Annotated in this window: 23 protein-coding genes and 1 tRNA gene; 8 read left to right on the top strand and 16 right to left on the bottom strand. The window is 43.2% G+C overall.

Going from position 1 to position 19631, the window contains the following annotated elements:
- Nucleotides 1-145: 145 nt before the first annotated feature.
- Complete coding sequence (gene hisF / locus PHR02_RS02670; RefSeq protein ID WP_299988542.1) at nt 146-907, bottom strand: imidazole glycerol phosphate synthase subunit HisF; 762 nt, start codon at nt 905-907, stop codon at nt 146-148.
- Between the two features lie 156 nt (nt 908-1063).
- On the opposite strand from hisF, the gene rsmA reads away from it, so the two are divergent.
- The 4 genes from rsmA (at nt 1064) to PHR02_RS02650 (ending at nt 4985) form a co-directional block, all read left to right on the top strand.
- On the top strand, nt 1064-1843 hold the full coding sequence (rsmA, locus tag PHR02_RS02665) for a 16S rRNA (adenine(1518)-N(6)/adenine(1519)-N(6))-dimethyltransferase RsmA (protein WP_299988540.1): 780 nt from the start codon (nt 1064-1066) through the stop codon (nt 1841-1843).
- Nucleotides 1844-1919: 76 nt separating this feature from the next.
- Complete coding sequence (locus PHR02_RS02660; protein ID WP_299988537.1) at nt 1920-4043, top strand: RNase J family beta-CASP ribonuclease; 2124 nt, start codon at nt 1920-1922, stop codon at nt 4041-4043.
- A 76-nt stretch (nt 4044-4119) separates the two neighbouring features.
- Nucleotides 4120-4746 carry an FAD-dependent thymidylate synthase gene (gene thyX, locus PHR02_RS02655; protein ID WP_299988534.1) on the top strand — a complete coding sequence of 209 codons (627 nt, stop codon included), beginning with the start codon at nt 4120-4122 and terminating at the stop codon, nt 4744-4746.
- Nucleotides 4743-4985, top strand: a complete 243-nt coding sequence (locus PHR02_RS02650; protein WP_299988531.1) for a hypothetical protein — start codon at nt 4743-4745, stop codon at nt 4983-4985. Before thyX ends, PHR02_RS02650 begins: the two co-directional genes overlap by 4 nt.
- Nucleotides 4986-5074: 89 nt before the next feature.
- On the opposite strand, the gene rplT is transcribed toward PHR02_RS02650, so the two are convergent.
- The 7 genes from rplT to glmM all read right to left on the bottom strand — a co-directional run bounded on the left by rplT (nt 5075) and on the right by glmM (nt 10176).
- Complete coding sequence (rplT, locus tag PHR02_RS02645; protein ID WP_295052720.1) at nt 5075-5428, bottom strand: 50S ribosomal protein L20; 354 nt, start codon at nt 5426-5428, stop codon at nt 5075-5077.
- A gap of 94 nt (nt 5429-5522) precedes the next feature.
- Nucleotides 5523-5717: a 50S ribosomal protein L35 gene (gene rpmI / locus PHR02_RS02640; protein WP_295052717.1), complete on the bottom strand. Its 195-nt coding sequence runs from the start codon at nt 5715-5717 to the stop codon at nt 5523-5525.
- Nucleotides 5718-5841: 124 nt separating this feature from the next.
- On the bottom strand, nt 5842-6369 hold the full coding sequence (infC, locus tag PHR02_RS02635; RefSeq protein ID WP_294895530.1) for a translation initiation factor IF-3: 528 nt from the start codon (nt 6367-6369) through the stop codon (nt 5842-5844).
- Nucleotides 6369-8177: a threonine--tRNA ligase gene (gene thrS / locus PHR02_RS02630; RefSeq protein ID WP_299988527.1), complete on the bottom strand. Its 1809-nt coding sequence runs from the start codon at nt 8175-8177 to the stop codon at nt 6369-6371. The genes infC and thrS overlap by 1 nt, the downstream gene beginning before the upstream one ends.
- 96 nt (nt 8178-8273) lie before the next feature.
- A tRNA-Val gene (locus PHR02_RS02625) sits at nt 8274-8349 on the bottom strand.
- A 50-nt stretch (nt 8350-8399) separates the two neighbouring features.
- The gene (gene lspA / locus PHR02_RS02620) at nt 8400-8843 is read right to left on the bottom strand and encodes a signal peptidase II (RefSeq protein ID WP_299988525.1); all 444 of its coding nucleotides are present in this window, start codon (nt 8841-8843) and stop codon (nt 8400-8402) included.
- Entirely contained in the window at nt 8836-10176 is a 1341-nt protein-coding gene (gene glmM, locus PHR02_RS02615; protein ID WP_299988522.1) for a phosphoglucosamine mutase, read from the bottom strand. Before glmM ends, lspA begins: the two co-directional genes overlap by 8 nt.
- A gap of 125 nt (nt 10177-10301) precedes the next feature.
- On the opposite strand from glmM, the gene rpsT reads away from it, so the two are divergent.
- Together rpsT and prfA are read left to right on the top strand one after the other, a co-directional pair.
- Nucleotides 10302-10568 carry a 30S ribosomal protein S20 gene (gene rpsT / locus PHR02_RS02610; RefSeq protein WP_299988519.1) on the top strand — a complete coding sequence of 89 codons (267 nt, stop codon included), beginning with the start codon at nt 10302-10304 and terminating at the stop codon, nt 10566-10568.
- Nucleotides 10569-10637: 69 nt separating this feature from the next.
- Nucleotides 10638-11705: a peptide chain release factor 1 gene (gene prfA, locus PHR02_RS02605; protein WP_299988517.1), complete on the top strand. Its 1068-nt coding sequence runs from the start codon at nt 10638-10640 to the stop codon at nt 11703-11705.
- Nucleotides 11706-11799: 94 nt separating this feature from the next.
- On the opposite strand, the gene dapF is transcribed toward prfA, so the two are convergent.
- From dapF to PHR02_RS02590, 3 genes are read right to left on the bottom strand one after another with little or no spacing between them, the layout of a single operon-like run.
- A complete protein-coding gene (dapF, locus tag PHR02_RS02600) occupies nt 11800-12549 on the bottom strand; it encodes a diaminopimelate epimerase (protein WP_299988515.1) in 750 nt (249 codons plus the stop codon).
- Nucleotides 12550-12575: 26 nt separating this feature from the next.
- Nucleotides 12576-13181: a dephospho-CoA kinase gene (coaE, locus tag PHR02_RS02595; protein ID WP_299988512.1), complete on the bottom strand. Its 606-nt coding sequence runs from the start codon at nt 13179-13181 to the stop codon at nt 12576-12578.
- Complete coding sequence (locus PHR02_RS02590; protein ID WP_299988510.1) at nt 13181-13735, bottom strand: spermidine synthase; 555 nt, start codon at nt 13733-13735, stop codon at nt 13181-13183. The genes coaE and PHR02_RS02590 overlap by 1 nt, the downstream gene beginning before the upstream one ends.
- Nucleotides 13736-13893: 158 nt before the next feature.
- Between PHR02_RS02590 and PHR02_RS02585 the strand changes: the two genes are divergently transcribed.
- Together PHR02_RS02585 and purM are read left to right on the top strand one after the other, a co-directional pair.
- Nucleotides 13894-14097 (top strand): phosphoribosylaminoimidazole synthetase, encoded by a 204-nt coding sequence (locus PHR02_RS02585; RefSeq protein WP_299988507.1) that lies wholly within the window; start codon nt 13894-13896, stop codon nt 14095-14097.
- A gap of 66 nt (nt 14098-14163) precedes the next feature.
- Nucleotides 14164-15159 carry a phosphoribosylformylglycinamidine cyclo-ligase gene (purM, locus tag PHR02_RS02580; RefSeq protein WP_299988505.1) on the top strand — a complete coding sequence of 332 codons (996 nt, stop codon included), beginning with the start codon at nt 14164-14166 and terminating at the stop codon, nt 15157-15159.
- A gap of 173 nt (nt 15160-15332) precedes the next feature.
- Here the strand turns inward: purM and ccoG are convergent, their stop codons facing one another.
- The 5 genes from ccoG to PHR02_RS02555 all read right to left on the bottom strand — a co-directional run bounded on the left by ccoG (nt 15333) and on the right by PHR02_RS02555 (nt 19554).
- A complete protein-coding gene (ccoG, locus tag PHR02_RS02575) occupies nt 15333-16775 on the bottom strand; it encodes a cytochrome c oxidase accessory protein CcoG (RefSeq protein ID WP_299988502.1) in 1443 nt (480 codons plus the stop codon).
- A gap of 34 nt (nt 16776-16809) precedes the next feature.
- A complete protein-coding gene (locus PHR02_RS02570; protein WP_299988501.1) occupies nt 16810-17454 on the bottom strand; it encodes a hypothetical protein in 645 nt (214 codons plus the stop codon).
- Between the two features lie 81 nt (nt 17455-17535).
- The gene (locus PHR02_RS02565) at nt 17536-18330 is read right to left on the bottom strand and encodes a UDP-N-acetylmuramate dehydrogenase (protein ID WP_299988498.1); all 795 of its coding nucleotides are present in this window, start codon (nt 18328-18330) and stop codon (nt 17536-17538) included.
- On the bottom strand, nt 18327-18593 hold the full coding sequence (gene fliQ / locus PHR02_RS02560) for a flagellar biosynthesis protein FliQ (RefSeq protein ID WP_299988550.1): 267 nt from the start codon (nt 18591-18593) through the stop codon (nt 18327-18329). Before fliQ ends, PHR02_RS02565 begins: the two co-directional genes overlap by 4 nt.
- A 97-nt stretch (nt 18594-18690) precedes the next feature.
- The gene (locus tag PHR02_RS02555) at nt 18691-19554 is read right to left on the bottom strand and encodes an MqnA/MqnD/SBP family protein (RefSeq protein ID WP_299988495.1); all 864 of its coding nucleotides are present in this window, start codon (nt 19552-19554) and stop codon (nt 18691-18693) included.
- Nucleotides 19555-19631 lie beyond the last annotated feature (77 nt).

The following is a 19631-nucleotide window of genomic DNA, read 5'->3' as shown; positions in this document are numbered from 1 at the left end:
TTCAAGAATCTCAATTTTTTTCTCCTCCACAAGTAGTTCTAAAAAAGCCATGATTTCAGGATAAAATTCATCTTCAATCACTAATTGCATCGTTTGCATTAGAATAATCCTTGCTTGTTTTTATTAATTATAACTGATTTTTTTTCTACAATCGTACCGGAATCCCGTTAGCTGATAGGTAGCGTTTGAGATCCATGATGTCAATCTCTTTGTAGTGGAAAATACTCGCAGCCAGTGCCGCATCGGCACCGTGCTCGAAAGCCTCTTTGATATGCTCCATCGTCCCCGCACCACCGCTGGCGATAACAGGAACATTCACGGCGCGGCTGATCTGCTCGGTGATAGAGAGGTCAAATCCCGCTTTGGTGCCGTCGGCGTCCATCGAGGTGAGGAGAATCTCTCCCGCACCGCGGTCCACGACCTCTTTTGCCCACTCAAAAGCGTTGATCCCAGTATCAACCCGTCCGCCGTTGAGATAGACGTTGTATTGATCCCCCGTCTTTTTCACATCGATAGCGACGACGATACACTGAGAGCCGAAACGCTTGGCTCCCTCATTGATGAACTCAGGTCGCTTAATCGCTGCAGAGTTGATACTCACTTTGTCACATCCGACAGCAAGAAGTTTATAAATATCATCGAGAACTCGTATCCCACCTCCGACAGTGAGAGGGATAAAAACTTCTTTGGCTACCTGCTCGACGATATGAACAATCGTATCGCGTTCTTCGTGGGATGCGGTAATATCGAGAAATGTCAGTTCATCCGCCCCCTCTTCGTTGTACCGTTTGGCAACTTCGACGGGATCTCCCGCATCTTTTAGGCCGACGAAATTGACGCCTTTAACGACACGGCCATCTTTCACATCCAAACAAGGAATGATCCTCTTCGCAAAAAAATTATCCATTTGACACCTTGTGTACAATCATTACGAAAGTATAGTGTGCATTACCAAAAGTAACGATAAAGGCTGTGAATTGATAACCTTCATTCAAATCACCTACAAACAGACATTTTTGTGCTTTAATAGGGGATTAACACTTTATCAGGTACAATCAGCGCAATGCAAAAAGACCGTGCCGCTATCGCCAAGAAAAAATTTGGCCAAAATTTTCTAAAAGATGAAGCTGTTTTAGCCCAAATCATCCAATCGATGCCCGATACGCCTCACCGTATCGCTGAAATCGGGCCTGGATTAGGTGATTTAACTAAGTATTTAGTTGATGTCAAAAGTGTTACCGCTTTTGAGGTCGATACCGACTTGTGCAAGCATTTGAAGCACCAATTTGCCGATGCTATCAGTACCAATACTCTTGAACTCCGTTGCGGAGATGTGTTAGAGCATTGGAAGAGTGAGCTTTTGGATGAACCGTACGATTTAGTGGCAAATCTGCCCTATTACATCGCGACCAACATCATCCTAAAAGCCCTCGCCGATCCGGCGTGCCGAAACTTGCTTGTCATGATACAGCGTGAAGTAGCAGAGAAATTTTCTGCCTCACCTGGAGAGAGAGCTTTTGGAGCGCTCAGCGTGATTACGCAGAGTGTGGGTGAAGCGGAGATCGTGATTCACGTCCCCCCAACTGCATTCGAGCCAGCTCCCAAAGTCGATTCTGCCGTACTGCTCATTTCTAAACGGTCGAATCGTAATGATGAAGGGTTTGAAGAATTTTTACGAGCGGCCTTTACACAGCCCCGTAAAACCCTCCACAAAAATCTCTCCTCGCGCTATGATGGGACACTTCTCATTCAAGCCTTTGAAACGCTTGAGTTAGAACGCTCCATCCGACCTCATCAGCTTAATACCTCTGACTTTCACCGGCTCTACGCCCTTATAAAATAACTTTTTTCTGGGCTTTTAGAGCATCCAAACATACCAAAATATATTACGCTTTTTAGAGCGTCACAAAGGAAATATTATGTCCGATGAACAAACAGGCTCAGCAGCACAACCTCAAGGGGAAAATCGTCAGCGTCGTAACAATCGCCGCCCTTTTCGTAGCCGAAATTCAAATACACCAGTAGGTACAGATACAGTAACTGCTGAGCGTCCTAACACTGAACCTCGTGAAGATAACCGCCCACCGCGTCAAGACAACCGTCCTCCACGCACCGATAACAGACCTCCACGCCAAGATAATCGCCCACCGCGTACTGACAACCGTCCACCGCGTCAAGATAATCGTCCCCCACGCACCGATCGTGTAGAGGGAGCAGAAAATGCAACTGATGCTGAGCCAAATCGTTCAGGTCGCGATCGCGGTCGCGGCGGTCGCCGTGGAAGCCCAAGTACACCGATTGACAACAATTTACGTGACTTTGTCCTCAAAAATCAAGATGCCCATAAAAATCGTCTTAACCCACATTTTAAACTTAATCTCGAGAATAATGAGAAAGTCCGTATTACTCCACTAGGAGGACTCGGAGAGATCGGTGGGAATATTACCGTTATTGAAACCGAAAATGAAGCAATTATCATCGATATCGGGATGAGCTTCCCGGATGAAGAGATGCACGGCGTTGATATCCTTGTCCCAGATTTCACCTACTTGCGCGAAATTCGTAAAAAAATTGTGGCCGTAATCATAACCCACGCCCATGAAGACCACATCGGCGGCGTACCGTACCTTTTCAAAGAGATGCAATTTCCTATTTACGGAACACCGTTGCCCCTTGCAATGATCGGTAACAAATTTGACGAGCATCACATGCGTGATTTCCGCCGTTATTTCAACCCGATTGTTAAACGTCAGGTTTACCGTATCGGAAATGATTTCGATATCGAATGGATGCACATGACCCACTCGATCATCGACTCATCCTCTTTGGCAATCACGACCAAAGCGGGTACAATCATCCACACCGGTGACTTCAAAATCGACCACACTCCGGTAGATGGCTATACGGCTGACTTACACCGACTTGCTTATTACGGTGAAAAAGGGGTTCTTTGTCTCCTCTCCGATTCAACCAACTCGTACAACAAAGAGTGGACTCCGAGCGAGCTTACCGTAGCTCCAGGATTTGATCGTATCTTCTCACAATCAGAAGGTCGTATCATCATGTCGACGTTCAGCTCGAACATCCACCGTGTTTATCAAGCCATTTTGGCAGGTATTAAGTACAACCGTAAAGTGTGTGTTATCGGACGATCTATGGAGCGTAACCTCGAAGTATGTATGCAATACGATTACATTAAGATTCCGAAAAATATCTTTATCGATGCCGAAGAAGCAAACCGCATGAGCGATAAGGATGTCCTCATCGTCACTACCGGAAGCCAAGGAGAGCCAAGTTCAGCCCTCTTCCGTATGGCAATCGGTGAGCACCGCCACATCAAAATCAAACCGACCGATTTAATCGTCCTCTCTGCCCGTGCGATTCCAGGGAATGAGGGTTCAATTTCAGGGATGCTCAATTATCTCCAACGCGCCGGTGCTCGTGTTGCCAATGATCGCGATATCCACGTTTCAGGACATGCGAGTATGGAAGAGCAAAAGTTGATGCTCCGCCTTACTAACCCTAAATTCTTCCTCCCAGTTCATGGTGAGTACAACCACATTATGAAACACAAGGATACTGCGATTACCTGTGGTGTCCCTGAGCGTAATATCCTCTTGATGAGCGATGGTGATAGTATTGAAGTCAACACCAAAATGATGCGTAAAGTTAAAACGGTTAAAACAGGTAAAACCTATATTGATAACCAAAACAATCACCAAATCGAAGACGATATCGTTATCGATCGCCAAAAGATGGCATCTGAGGGGATGGTTATGCTTGTGGCTCAAGTGAGTGCCGCAGAATCACGCCTCCTCTCTAAACCGCTTGTTACGAGTTTCGGTATCGTAGCCGACCGTCACGATAAAGCATTTGCTCAAGAGATGGAAGATGTGTTAGAGCACTTCCTCATCAACCTCAAACCGGGACTTATCGAAAACCCGAAAGCGCTGGAAAATGATTTACGTCAAGTCGTCCGTAAACATATCTACCGCAAAATGAAAAAATATCCGCTTATCGTTCCTCACGTATTTGTTATGTAAGGTGTGCTTCTGCACCCCTTACCCTTTTTAAACTCTTCTTCGCTATACTCTCTCAAACTCTAACAAAGACATTACCATGAAAGTAACCTTACACCACTATACCCCTCTTGTAATCTGTTCTGATGCCATCCGCACATGTTGGCAAAGTTTTGACAAAAGCGATAACGGCGGCGAAAAAGATCGTGATCTGATTGATCGTGTCGGTAATAAATTCAAACACGCCTCTACATTAGAACATCTTGTCTACAACTTTTATCTCGAGGGGATCAGCCGTGCGCTGCTCCAAGAGCTTGCTCGTCACCGTATGGCCTCTCTGAGTGTCAAAAGTACCCGCTACACCCTCAAAGAGCTTAAAGACGAAGAACCGTTTAGTATCGATCACAAAGAACGTGCTGAAAAATATCTTGTTATGACCGGTGTAGAGATGGTGGATGAAATGAGCATCAGAGCGCTCGAAAACCTCCGTTTGGTACTTGTAGAGGGGATTAGCAACGATCGTGCAAAATACTGTCTTCCAGAGAGCTATAAGACAGAACTTACATGGAGTATCAATGCCCGAAGTTTGCAAAACTTTATTTCGCTCCGAAGTGACAAAGCAGCTCTTTGGGAGATTCGTGATTTAGCCAACATGGTTTATAACACCCTTCCAGACGAGCACCGCTATCTCTTCGAAAATTCACTTAAAGAGGAACACACATTATGAAAAAATCTCTATTTTTAGCTGCTATTGCCACGATCGTATTACTCAGCGCCTGTGCCGAAAAACAAGTTGCACTAAACGGGGTTATCTGTCCTGCAGGAAAAACACAAGATCGTATCAAAGCTGATTTTGAAGAGTGTCGCTATTATGATCTCAAAGCGGCTACTGAAGCGTCACGTGCACCTATCACAGTAGAGTGTCAAAAATGTCTTGAAAACAAAGGTTACCGTATCGAGCAATAAATCGTTCTTTGAACGGTTTGTCGTTTTGAAATGAAGGTGGGATTTTAAAAAAAGAGGTCTTCGAGGAGTTATCCCCGAAGTGTTTAGAATTACAGTGCAGCTTTAGCTTGAACAGTAAGGGCAGTAAATGCCGCTGCATCGTTCATAGCGAAATCAGCAAGGATTTTGCGATCAAGTTCGATGTTGGCACGTTTAAGGCCGTTCATGAATACTGAATAGCTCATTCCGTTTAAGCGACAAGCCGCATTGATACGGATAATCCACAATTTACGGAATTCACGTTTTTTCTGTTTACGATCACGAAACGCGTATACGAGTGAGCGCTCTAATTGCTCTTTCGCTTTACGGAAATGTTTGTGGCGTGCACTGTAGAAACCACGTGCGAGTTTCAATACTTTTTTATGACGTCTGCGTCTTACGACACCAGTTTTTACTCTTGGCATTTTTTTCCTTTCTTGACCCGGTTCACTTCAAATATAAATGACGGGGTGCCGCTATGCGGACTTGCCCAGCGTTATGCTGGAGGGTTAATAGGGTTTAGCCTACGATCATCTTTTTGATGTTTTTAACATCAACAGCTGCAACCACTTTTGGTGCATTCTGTCCACGACGAGTTCCTGCATCTTGTTTAGTCAAAATATGACTACGGAATGCAGAACCACGTTTAACAGTGCCGTTTTTCTTTACTTTGAAGCGTTTAACCGCCCCTTTTACTGATTTCATTTTTGGCATCGGCTTGATCCTTTCGCAAAAATTCTCTAAACGAGACGCGGATTATACCATAAATTAAGAAAAAATTAGTTTATATTGAAAGTATTCTGAAGGTGTGTACGGGAAAATCCCGCACAAATGTAGATTATTTTTTATCGTCTTTTTTCGGATGGATCATCATATTACAATAACGCCCTTCCATGGCAGGTGTTTTATACATCATACCGATATCTTCAACCATCGGCCAAACGCGTTGCAAAACAGCAACTGCGGCTTCAGGGTGTGCCATTTCACGTCCGCGCAAGAATACGCGGAAATGGACATGTTTTCCCTCTTCGAGGAATTCGCGGGCGTGTTTTACTTTATAGCTGACATCGTTTTCAGCAATTTTGACCGAAAGCTTGATCTCTTTGACCTCAACTTTGGTTTGCTTTTTACGTGCCTCTTTTTTCTTTTTCTCTTCTTGATAATGAAACTTACCGTAGTCCATGATCTTTGCAACCGGAGGTTTTGCATCCGGAGAGATCAATACGAGGTCAAGCCCCAGTTCGTTGGCTTTAGCCATAGCCTCTTGAATCGTAATGATCCCTAATGCTTCACCACCATCTACTACACAACGTACCTCAGGAACGCGGATATCCTCGTTCATTTGGACTCGGTCTTGTTTCTTAATCAAAAATGTACCTCATTAATTTTTTGTTTTACCATTGCGAGGAAATCCTCTTCGCTCAGGTTGTATTGCTCGCGTGATCTGCGATCGCGTACGGCAATACTTTTGTTGTTTACCTCTTCATCGCCTAAGACGATGATCATCGGCACACGTCCTTTTTCCGCTGTACGAATCCGCTTATTGAGACTTTCGTTTTTATCGAAAATTTCAAAATCGGCACCTAAATCGATCAGTTTATCGGCCAATTCACGTGCGTACGCTTCGTGCGTAGGGGCAATCGGAACGATTGCAACCTGCGTCGGAGCGATAAACATTGGGAACTCCCCAGCGTAATGCTCCGTCAATATACCAACAAATCGCTCAAAAGAACCTAAAATTGCACGATGAATCATTACCGGCTGTATTTTAACGTTCTCTTCGCCGTTGTATTCGAGCTCAAAACGCATCGGAAGGTTGAAATCGAGTTGGATCGTACCGCACTGCCATTCACGTCCGATAGCATCGGTAATTTTGATATCAATTTTAGGACCGTAAAACGCTCCGCCCCCCTCATCGATCTCGTAAGCAAGGTTATTTTTGTCCATCGCCGTCTTAAGTGCGTTGGTTGAAATCTCCCAAACCGCGTCATCTCCGACCGCTTTTTCAGGCTTGGTCGAGATCATCATTTTGTAGTTAAATTCAAATGTTTTCATGATTTTATCTACGAAATCAACCACTTCGATAATCTGCTGCTCAATCTGATCGGCCGTACAGAAGATATGAGCATCGTCTTGGGTAAATTCGCGAACACGGAACAATCCGTGAAGTGCTCCCGTCATCTCATGACGATGAACGACCCCGTATTCAAAATATTTGAGAGGAAGGTCACGGTAGGAGTGCAAATCATGCTCGTACACTTTGATGTGACCGACACAGTTCATCGGTTTAACCCCGAATTCTAGCTCATCAATGTTGGTGAAATACATGTTTTCACCGTAGTTTTGATAATGTCCCGACACTTTCCATAAATCAGAACGGAGCATTTCAGGACCTCGCACCGGCTCATACCCACGTTTACGATGTGCTTTGAAAAGTAATTGCTCCAAACGTGAACGCATACGTGCCCCCGCAGGGAGCCAAATCGGGAATCCCGCCCCGACCTCTTCACGGAACGTAAAGAGTTTCATCTCGGCACCGATTTTGCGGTGGTCTCGTTTTTCCGCTTCCGCCATTTGATCCAAGTATGCTTTGAGTGACTCTTTATCGGCAAATGCGATACCGTAAATACGGGTAAGCATCTCGTTCTTGCTATCACCGCCGAGATACGCACCCGAAATTTTGGTCAGTTTGAAATAACGGATCAATCCGACGCTCGGTAAATGAGGCCCTCGACAAAGATCTTCAAACTCACCTTGTTTATAGATCGTCACGGTTTCCGATGGAATACGATCCATAACCGCTTGTTTCAAATGGTCATTTGCAAATTTTGCGCGAGCTTCCTCTTTCGTGATTTCGTATCGTGTGATCTTCTCTTTGCCTTTGGCAATATCGAGCATCTTTTTTTCGATCGTTTTCAAGTCTTCTTCATTGAGCGTTTCGTTTACTTTGAAATCGTAATAAAAACCCTCTTTGACAGTAGGACCGACGAAAAATTTAGCATCGGTGTAGAGTGCTTTGATCGCTTCTGCCATCAAATGCGCACAAGAGTGGCGAAGAACTTCGAGAGAATCGGGAGAGTTATCGTAAACGATCTCTTCACCCGTAATTCCAAGTGCTTCTGCCGTTTGTAAATCGATTATTTGATCATCATGCTTAAGTGCAATAATATCCATAAGGGTGTCCCTCGTTGAGAAAATATCGCGGATTATACGGGATTGTTGATTGGTTTACGATTAAATAAATAAATTTTGAGGAAAATTAAGGAGAAATGGTGGTCCCAACAGGACTCGAACCTGTGACCACTACCTTGTCGAGGTAGTGCTCTACCAACTGAGCTATAAGACCATCACGTATTGTAAGAGTGAAATTATATCCGCGTGGAAGTTAAAAGACACTTAACTCTTACACGACTGGGGACGGAAGTTTAAAATCAATAACCATACAACGGCAATATCTATCATCACATCGGCAAAATTGAACACAGCAAAATCGAATCCGCAATGCCAATAGACGTAATCGACTACCCCACCGTGGATAAAACGATCGTATACGTTCGAAAAACCGGCACCTATCATGATTCCAACAGGGAGGATGTAGCAGTTTTTTTTCAGCCATAACGTGTATCCGACAACACCTGCGAGTAATACAAGCTGTATCCATTTCAGTCCCTCTTCCAAAAAGGCAAACATGGAAAAAGCAACACCACGATTGTAAACTAAGATAAGATCGATGCACTCGGTGTAATACCGAAAGCCCTCAACAAACATCCATTTAATATTTTGATCGATAATGAAAATACCTAAAGCTGCTAATAAAAGGATGGCAAGTGTTTTAAGCATTAAGTACTTTCTCGAAAAAACCAACTAACTTTTCCATTGCTTTTTCCATTACTTTAGCATCTTTGCCCTCTAGTAGAATACGAAGTTTATTCTCTGTACCCGAGTAACGGATCAGATGACGTATATGCAACGCATCAACAGCTTCAAGTTCAGTATTAAGACCCTCGATTTGATCGAGAGGTTTTTTATTTTTTACTTTAATATTGACCAATTTTTGAGGATAAAGCTTAAATGGACGAAGGACTTTGCTCGCTTTTTGACCGGAAGTGAGGAGAAGTGCCAAAATTTGGAGCGCACTCACCAATCCGTCACCTGTTTTGGCGTAATCGTGCATGATAATATGACCGCTTTGCTCTCCCCCGAAGTTAATACCGTTTTCACGCATCACTTCCAATACGTATTTATCGCCGACGTTTGAGCGGAAAAGCTTCAAACCATTCTCAGACATCGTGTCTTCTAACGCTTGATTACTCATAACAGTAGAGACAATTCCATCCCCTTTGAGCTGACCGCTCTGGTGTAAAAAGAGTCCTAGTGCTCCGAGGATCTGATCACCGTCTACTTCGTCCCCTTTTTCATCGACAACGATAAGGCGGTCAGCATCTCCATCGAGAGCAAGACCTATATCGGCGCGATACTGTTTCACCGCTTCACGCAAATCTTTCGTATGAAGTGCTCCGCACCCTTCATTAATATTAAAACCGTTCGGTTTATCATGCAGTACGATCACTTCTGCACCTAGCTCTTCGAGTACCGTTGGCCCCACTTTGTACCCTGCACCGTTTGCAGTATCCAAAACGATGCGCAATCCTTGCAATGTTAATTCACGACTGAATGAGTTTTTGAGCTGAACGATGTAGCGACCTATCACGTCATCGATCCGCTTTGCGCTGCCGATTTTTTTACCTGTAACCTGTCCCTCTTCTAGACGAGCTTTGTCATGGGCGATTGCTTCGATTTGTGCTTCGATCTCTTCGGAGAGTTTGTTTCCATGGGCATCGAAAAATTTGATTCCGTTATCTTCATACGGATTATGGCTAGCAGAGATCATAATCCCCGCATCACAACGCATATTTTCCGTCAAGAATGCAATGGCAGGGGTAGGCATCGGACCGATTTGGACCACATCGTATCCCACTGCGGTGAGTCCGGTGACAATTGCATTTTCGATCATATAGCCGCTGCGCCGCGTATCTTTTCCGACTAAAATCTTTTTCGTACGGGAGTGGGCACTAAAATAAATACCTGCCGCCATCGCAACACGCATCGCCAATTCAGCAGTTAAAAATGAGCCCGCTTCCCCCCGCACTCCATCGGTTCCAAAAAGTTTCATAAAATTTTCTTCCCTTTAATAATTAGTTTTTCTTTTTTATTTCAGATTCTATAAATTTTAACTTAAATTTAATTCTCTTTAAGATAGTATTCTACCCTAAAAAAAATTCGACAAGGATAAATGCCATGGCAAACCATAAGTCAGCATTAAAACGTATCCGTCAGACGGAAAAGCGTACAGAACGCAACCGATTCTATCGTACACGTATTAAAAACATTGTTAAAGCAGTTCGCACTGCTGTTGAAGCCGGAAACAAAGATGAAGCGAAAGCCGCTCTTGTTATTGCTAACGCCAACCTTCATAAATACGTTAGCAAAGGTGTCTTGAAAAAAGAGACTGCTGCACGTAAAGTAAGTCGTCTTCACCTCGCTGTTAACGCTATTGCAGCTTAAGCCTAACCCTTCGGGGTAGCTTTCCTTCTTTAAAACATTTTCTCAAAACGCCTCTTTTAGGACATACTCATGTTATCCGACAAACTTACCCCTTTTATCAACCGCTACAACGAACTAACCGAACTTCTCAGTTCTCCCGATATCGGAAATGACATCAAACGGATGACCGACCTCTCTAAAGAGCAGTCTTCTATTCAAGCAATTGTCACCAAAGCAACCGAATACAAGAAACTCCTTGACGATATCGAGGAAAATAAATCTCTCGCATTTGATGCGGAACTCGGTGAGCTAGCTAAAGAGGAATTAAGAGCATTAGAACCAATGATTGAGCCCCTCGAAGATGAGATTAAAAAACTTCTCATCCCAAGCGATCCCAATGACAAACGAAATATTTATATCGAACTTCGTGCTGGTACGGGTGGAGATGAAGCAGCAATTTTTGTCGGAGATTTGTTTAACGCCTATGTTCGTTATGCGGATGTCAAGGGATGGAAGATAGAACTTATGAGCAGCAGTCCGAGTGATGCTGGTGGATTTAAAGAGATCATTGCCCTCATTAAAGGGGAGCAGGTTTACTCTCGTCTCAAATACGAGGCGGGAACGCACCGCGTACAACGTGTCCCTGCAACCGAGTCTCAAGGACGGGTTCACACTTCAGCAATTACGGTAGCCGTAATGCCGGAAGTCGATGATGTTGAGGTTATTATCAATGAAAATGATCTCAAAATTGACGTTATGCGCTCATCCGGTTCAGGAGGGCAAAGTGTCAATACAACCGACTCAGCGGTCCGTATCACCCATCTCCCGACCGGAATCGTCGTCACCAACCAAGATCAAAAATCCCAGCACAAAAATAAAGACAAAGCGATGCAAATTCTCAAAGCTCGTATTTATGATATGCAAATGCAAGAGGCAAAAGAAAAAGAGATGAGCGAGCGTAAAGATCAAGTGGGAACAGGAGATCGCTCAGGGCGCATCCGCACCTACAACTACCCTCAAAACCGCATCTCCGATCACCGCATCACCCTTACCCTCTATCGACTTGAAGAGATTATGCAGGGTGGATTGATGGACGATATTATCGAACCGTTGATCGCCGATACTCAAGCGCAAATTATGGAGAGAGCGGGATTATAAACTATCCCCGTTCGCCCTGAGCTCACGTGCCCTTCGGGTATGTCGAGGGGTAAACGTTCATGGTTCGACAAGCTCACCACGAACGAAACTTTTTTTATTCTCTCCAGTAAGTCTCAAAAACCCCTTTCACTTCCCCTTTGAACGTAATCGTCCCTTCATCCAGTCCCAAATATAACGTCTCTCCGCTTTTCGGATAGACACGAGCATTATCCGCAACCAAACTCTCAATTGAAGCACGATAAAAACATGCCGCCATCCCTGTTCCGCACGCCAGCGTCTCATCTTCTACCCCGCGTTCATAGGTACGAACACGAATCGAACCATTACTTTCAACGTATGCAATATTGACATTAGCATTGTATTTGTAACGGAGTTCTCTCGCCATCGCGATATTAAAATTTTCCATATCGGCATCAAAGGTGACCAAATGCGGCACACCCGTATCGATAAGCCACCATGTCATTTCATGTTCAAAAATTGCATCATTGATAACGAGGGGAGGAGTCAAATCGCTTTGTACCACATCCCCCTCGACACTCGCTTTTATCACCCCAGCACCCGTTAAAAACTCCATATTCTCACCTGCGAGTCCAAAACGGTGAGCATAATGGGCGCACGCACGGCTTCCGTTTCCGCACATCGAAGCAGTCGAACCATCGGCATTGTAAAACTCCCACTCGAAATCATGGCTTTCATGAGGGAGTAAAACGATCAACCCATCCGCTCCGATGCCGTTTTGACGATCACAGAGAATTCGGGCAAGTCCAGAGCGATCTGCTCCATGAAAAGCATGAAAGATGACAAAATCATTGCCACTGGCGCAGTATTTGGCGATTTGTAACATGGGGTATTCCTTTATAATTGCGGTAATTATACCTTAGGAGCGGGATAGAGTAATTTAATAGTGTCAACAAACTGTTCACACTCACGCTGTAAATGTTTGAGATTAGAAGAGTTATCGATCACCCATGTCGCGCGCGCTTTTTTTTCATCAATGTCCATTTGACTCTCGATACGGCGTAACGACTCCTCCTGCGAAAAACCGTTACGTTTCATAAACCGCTCCAATTGCAACGTTTTTGGAGTATAAACGACAACCGAATTGTTGATAGGATACGACGAAGTCTCAAAAAAGAGGGGAATATCAATCAGATAGGGATATTTGAGACGATCTTGTTTTTCGCTTTGCTCTTCGATGGCAGTACGAATTTTAGGATGAAGAAAAGTTTCCAATTCTTTTTTCGCTTCCGGATCAGCAAAAATGATTTTTCCCAACGCAGGGCGATCCACTTTTCCATTTTTAACAAACTCATCACCGAATCGTTCCACTACCCAGCCACTGTTTTCATCCAAAATACGGTGTGCTATCGTATCGGCATCGATGATACGAAGACCGTTTAATCCCAATAAAGAGGCGACAGTACTTTTCCCTGTCGCGATCCCCCCAGTGAGTGCAATGGCATATTCAAATGCCATTAGTTGCGTATAATCCCGAGGTAATTTTTGCGGATGTACTGCGGCATTGCAAAGACTCCGATATGGACATCGCAGTTATAAAACTGTTGTCCCTCCAGCAAATCACTACGTTGTAAAATTAGATCCGCCGTCGGATGGTACTCTTTTGAGCATAATAGCAATGTTGCACCATTCCCATCATAGTAAGGCATAATAATTTTAAAGTAGTTCCCTAAAATCTGCATGAGTTTTGTATTGCCAGCCACATCATCAAGATCGGGATGCTTGCACACCATCAAAGCATCGTCTTTTAAAAGTCGGTTCACATGGGCAAATACTGCGCTATCATCACTAAACGTATCTAAAAGTAACACATCAGTACTGTTATCGGTAACGTTACGCAATACAGAAAGAAGATCGTTCGTATCCGCGTAGATCGTTTCAACATCGCGGTAACGAGCCAATTCACCTTTTAAAAGATCACGTTGATCGCTTAACACCATCACGGTGCTGGGATTTTTGTGGGTACAAAGTGCGACATGGGTCATCATTTCGGGAGTGATAAATGTTTTCATTAAATGGTTCTCTTCTCATAAGTGGGAATTTTTCAGCGATTGTAACACGCAGAGATTAAAAAGGTTTGAATATTCTATTTATACTCGGCAGTTAAAGGTTAACTCCTCCTCTTTAGCTATAATTTCAACCAATTATTTCTATAAATTGAGGAGCAACTATGTGTGCTGAAAAAATTCAACGTTTTTTAATGGCAATCGTATTAACACTTGCGATGGTATTGTTTGTAACAGGTCAGATACAACTTGCTGTAGTCATTCAAACATTAGTAATCGTCATGGTCATCGTATGGGCATTTACCGATTTTTGTCCATCGTTATGGGTTTTCAAAAAAGTTTTCGGCAAATGTCCGCAAAAAGATTAATCCTCTAAATTTCCCCTAACCACTCATCTGTTATAATTTGCACATTATAAACAGATGAGGGACTTCATGAGCCAAATCAGCTACAAAGATGCCGGTGTCGATATTGACGCCGGTAACAGTTTTGTCGAAAACATCAAACCACTCGTTAAATCGACAGCAATCCCCGGTGTACTCGGTGGAATCGGCTCATTCGCAGGGGCGTTTGAACTCCCAAGCGGCTACCGCGAACCGGTAATGCTCGCAGCAACAGACGGTGTCGGAACAAAACTCAAACTTGCTATCGATTCGGGTATTCATAATACTGTCGGAATCGATTTAGTGGCGATGTGTGTCAATGATTTGATCTGTAATTTCGGAACACCCTCTTTTTTCCTCGATTATTACGCAACCGGAAAACTCGATGTTACTGCTGCAACAGCAGTTGTCAGCGGTATTGCTGAGGGGTGTCGTCAAGCCGAATGTGCCCTTATCGGTGGCGAAACGGCAGAAATGCCGGGGATGTACCACTCCGATGATTATGATTTGGCAGGATTTGCCGTCGGTATCGGAGAAAAGAGTGAACTGGATCGCTCAAATAAAGTAGCGGCGGGTGATATCCTCATTGCATTACCGAGCTCAGGTCTCCACTCAAATGGATTTTCATTGGCGCGTAAAGTGTTATTTGAAAAAATGGGGATGAAGTTCGAAGATGCGTTCGAAGGAAAACCTTTGATCGAAACCCTTTTGACGCCGACACGCATCTACGTTAAAACGTTCAAAGCGCTCAAAGATAAAATCCAAGCCCTCGCCCACATCACAGGTGGTGGAATCGTCGAAAACTTCCCGCGCGTTCTCCCTGAGGGGCTACGTGCGGTAATCACCGAATCTTCTATCCGCGTATTGCCGATTTTCGAGCTCATCGGACAGCATGTTGAACGTCATGAGATGTTCCGTGCGTTTAATATGGGTGTGGGGATGATTTTGGTTGTTAAAGAAGCTGACGTAGCCGATGTATTGGCTGCAACCGATGGATACATTATCGGTCATCTCGAAGCAGGGCAACGCGAAGCAGTCCTAGTATAACTTTCTCTCTTTCCGCACTTTGCGGAAATCAATCATAATTCAATTATTTTTCCCCCGAAACATACCTAGAGCCACTCCGTAGGCAGTAGTGCCGAGAGGAGTGTAGCGTTCTGTTGAGGGGGGATTTTCTTTTGCGTACTTTTCTTTTCTAAAAAGAAAAGTACATCACATTATTATTTGAGCATATCCGCTCTTGGGAAAGTAAACGTCGATTGACGTGTTACCGCCACTTTATCTTTCGCATCCACCGCATACGCATTAATCGTAATCGGAATAACCGTATCTTTTCGATCGTCATTCACAAGAATTTCATCTGTATAGAGAACAACTACTTTCTTCTTAACAACACCCGGTTTTACTTTAAACGGTTTTTCCGGTTGGGCAATCTTAATCTTGCCTTCCATTCCTGCAGGGGCAACAATGTCAAAATAATATTCATGATCTTCGTTCAACGTATTTTGTAACAAGAACGTATACGCATTATCCACTTGTATTTTTCCCTCATCATTTTGATGAACGGCATACAAACGGTTCTCTTTATTGATGTTAAGAAGCATGTACTCTTTTTTACTTCCCATCATCCCTAAAATAATACTCACGATCACCAAAATGGCAATATAACCCAAGATTTTTGGACGGAAGTAATGTGTTTTACCTTTCATATAAAGGGTCTCTTTTTCACTTGACCACTCCACAAGACTCGGTTTTCCGAGTTTACCCATAACTTCAGTACATGCATCAACACACTCTAAACAGTTGATACACTCTAGTTGAAGCCCGCGCCGGATATCAATGTGGGTTGGGCAGACGGTCACACAACTCTCACAAGTTGTACACTCAGCGTTTGTATTGACGGCTAGAAGATCTTTTTGTTTCGTAAAGAGTTTCTCTTTTTGGTCATTATAGATATCACCACCACGGTTCGGGTTATAGATTGCCATAACTGTATCATCATCGTACAAAACCGATTGAATACGTGAATAAGGGCAAACATAGACACAAAAATTCTCTTGTAAGAAAATAACGTCATAGACCAAGAAGAGAACAATCCCGATAATAGAACCCATCAATACCGTATGTTCCATAGGGTTTTGCAGATATGCAAAGAAATCCTCAGGGGGTACAAAATACCACATTAAATCTGCTGCAGCAATAAAGGACAATCCTGTCCAGATCAAAATAGCGACCAAACGTTTTAGCTTATTTTCAAACTTCGAATAATCCGGTTCTTGCTGTTTGTTTTTAATCCGTTTTCGAAGCCCCAAGAGTTTCGTTTCGATTAAATCACGATACACGACGCGAAAAATCGTCTGTGGACAGATCCATCCACAGAACACACGTCCTCCCAGTACCGTAATACCAAAAACACCTACGAATAAGATAATCAACAAAAATGGCATTAAATAAAGCTCTTGCATATCAAACTGAATAAACATCAAATGAAGTTTCAGCTTATCAAAACTGAGCAAGAAGAGATGATTACCATCTATGGTAATCCATGGTGCTGCTAGAGCAAAAAGGGTTACAAGGGCATAAAACCAATAACGTTTAATACGCCATGCGGTCCACCCTGCCAAATATTCTTTCCCTTTAGGGGAGACTGTTTCTTCACTCATTATACGACCTCCATCATACAGTTAGTTTTTTACGTTAATTTTCATCGATCGGACACCGAATGGTGCTGATCACCGTTGCTTCTGCATCACCATCATCATTGACTCCAATAACGCCACTCACAACTTCTTTAAGTTCCCGTGATTCAATATAATCTTTAAGTGAACTTCTACTCACCCCAAGAACACGTGCAATTTCACTCACACTACGTCGTTTTTTCAACAATTCAAGAATCTGTTCCAAATACATATCAAATTTTGACGATGATTTAGATCCACGCGGGCGGCCAATCCCTTTTTTTGCATCATCTTGAATAATTTGGCGCAATTGATCAATAAGCCCCAAGACAACCATTGTATCACTTTTACGATCGATAATCACTCCCGGCTTGACAAAATGAATCGTATTATTGTTTTTTAAAAGACAGCTAAACATCTGCACAACATCTTCGATACAGCTACTTAACGTCCATGTATCGTAAATAATTAACGTATCCCCCTCTAAAGAGCGGAAGAACCGTACCACTTCGTGACGATCCGTTAACCTTTTATTTTGTGAGGTTTGATCTACGAGCTCTTCATTGATCATAATAGCTTTTTGATCAGCATACCCATTAATCAATTTAAGCTGTTCATAAACACCATCAAAATCTTTATCAGGACGAATATAACTTACAGTCATTGTATGATTAAATCCTCTCTTCTAGTTAATTTCATCGTCATTTTAACCAATAATGACGACTAAAGTCAATAGATTTAATTATTATTTCGTCATGTTATTTTGATCGAGGATAACTACTTCGCATTGAAGTTCAATATTAAACTCCCTTTGCACCCGCGTTTGTGCTTCTTGGATCAGTATGAGAGCATCCATATATGTCCCTCCACCCATGTTGACGAGAAAATTAGCATGTACCTCACTAAAGGCCATCGCACCTTGACGTATCCCTTTTAGACCAACCGCTTCAATCAGTCGTCCGGCATAATCACTCGGAGGATTTTTAAAACAGCTCCCTGCACTCGGATCATTGGGCTGATTGGAACGCATTTGTGAAAACATCTCATAACGCTCTAGCGAATATCCACTTTGCGCTTCAAAAACCGCTTCAAAGACTACTTCGTTGATAGAGGTTTTGCGGTATCCGTATTCAATGTCGCTTTTTTGCTTCCATCCACTTTGAGTACGGATAGCGATAAGATGGTTGAATATTTCATACTCTTTGAGTCCTGCGTTCATTTTCAACATCCCACCCAGTGTTCCTGGGAGTTTGGAGAGGTACTCAAAATGGGCAATGTTATTTTTTTTGCAAAAGGAGACAACTCTCCCCCCTGGGGTTGCGGAACCGATATGGAGACCGTCTTCTTCAAGGCGGATAAAATCGTACTCTTTGGAAAGGATCATGAGCGGAGGTGGTGTTGGGGATACGAGAACGTTATTGGCAGCGCCAACAATTAAATGCCCCACTGGGACTACATCATTTTCAATGAGCGCTACCTCAACAATTGGGCCGATACGAATAGAACTGAACTTGGAAAAATCGATAGTTTTGGTATTCATTGCACAAATGTCGGAATCATATTAAACATCCGAATCGTAAAATCTTGCATCTCATTCATCATCCATGGCATCGTCAGGATAATCACAATAACAACACCAATAATTTTCGGAATAAAACTCAAGGTCATCTCATTGATTTGGGTAGTTGCTTGAAAAATACTCACCGCAAGCCCTAAAAACATACCCACCAACAATGCGGGAAGCGCCAAGATCAAAGCAATTTTAAACGTCTCGATTCCTAAACCGATCAATTCTTCTTGCATCATCTTAATGTCCTTACAGCATCGGAACTCGTCCCGATAGCTACGCTAACACTAGGTTCCCTTTGGCAGAGGACCCGCGTGCAGTAAACCGCACTCATTACGAATACCTCAAATCAGTGTATTCCAACGGTAGCATAAAGTCTCTCGGATTGATCTTCGCATCAAAAAAGCCATGCTTATACCCAAGATCAAACAAAAGTTCGATTGCCTTGTACTGAGTTTCATTGAGGGTAATGGATTCATCATTAGCATAAAGTTCAAGATATTTTTCCAATGTCGAAGCATCGATACGGACGAGATTACGCTCAATCAACATTTTTGAGAGGTTCTCTTTGTGATCCCGAGCAATTTGAACCGCTTTCGTTAAAAGGTTTTCATACATAATGGCTGAAGTAATCGGTAAAGAGCGGCGGATAGCCATCCCTCCAAGCGGTAAGGGGAGATCACCACCTGAGAGCTCACACCAGATATCCCAAAGTTCTCGTTCCACTTCAAGTGATTCATCATAACCCAAAATAGACTCATGAATCAAAACACCCGCATCAACCACACCTTCCAATACTGCTTGTTCAATCTCTAAAAAATTCATGTAAACGATTTTTGCATCCGGATAAGCGATCCTAAAAAGTAACGCATTGGTAGTGTATTTACCACTCAGCGCTACTTTAAAGCGGCGTTTTAAAATCGTCTCTTTTTTGCGAATAAGCTTAGGTCCATACCCTTGTCCGAAACTCACGGCCGTTCGAAGCAGGGCATAATCATTTCGGATATGAGGGTAAAGGCCGAAACTAATCGCACTGATATCGTACGTCCCTTTGAGCGCTTCTGTATTAAGAGTTTCAATATCTAAAGCAATGTTATCAAACTGAATATTGTTTTGGCCTACCCAACCAAATTTAATGGCGTAATACATAAAAATATCATCGGCGTCGGGAGAGTGGGCAATCACCATTTTTTTCACTAAAAATCCTATTGAATTGTGTATATCAATTAAATTTTAACCAAATAACGCTAAAATATCTCTATTCCAGAATGCGA

The sequence above is a fragment of the Sulfuricurvum sp. genome, from assembly GCF_028688295.1.
In the GTDB taxonomy this organism is placed as follows: Bacteria; Campylobacterota; Campylobacteria; order Campylobacterales; family Sulfurimonadaceae; genus Sulfuricurvum.
This window is presented reverse-complemented; position numbering and strand designations above follow the sequence as displayed.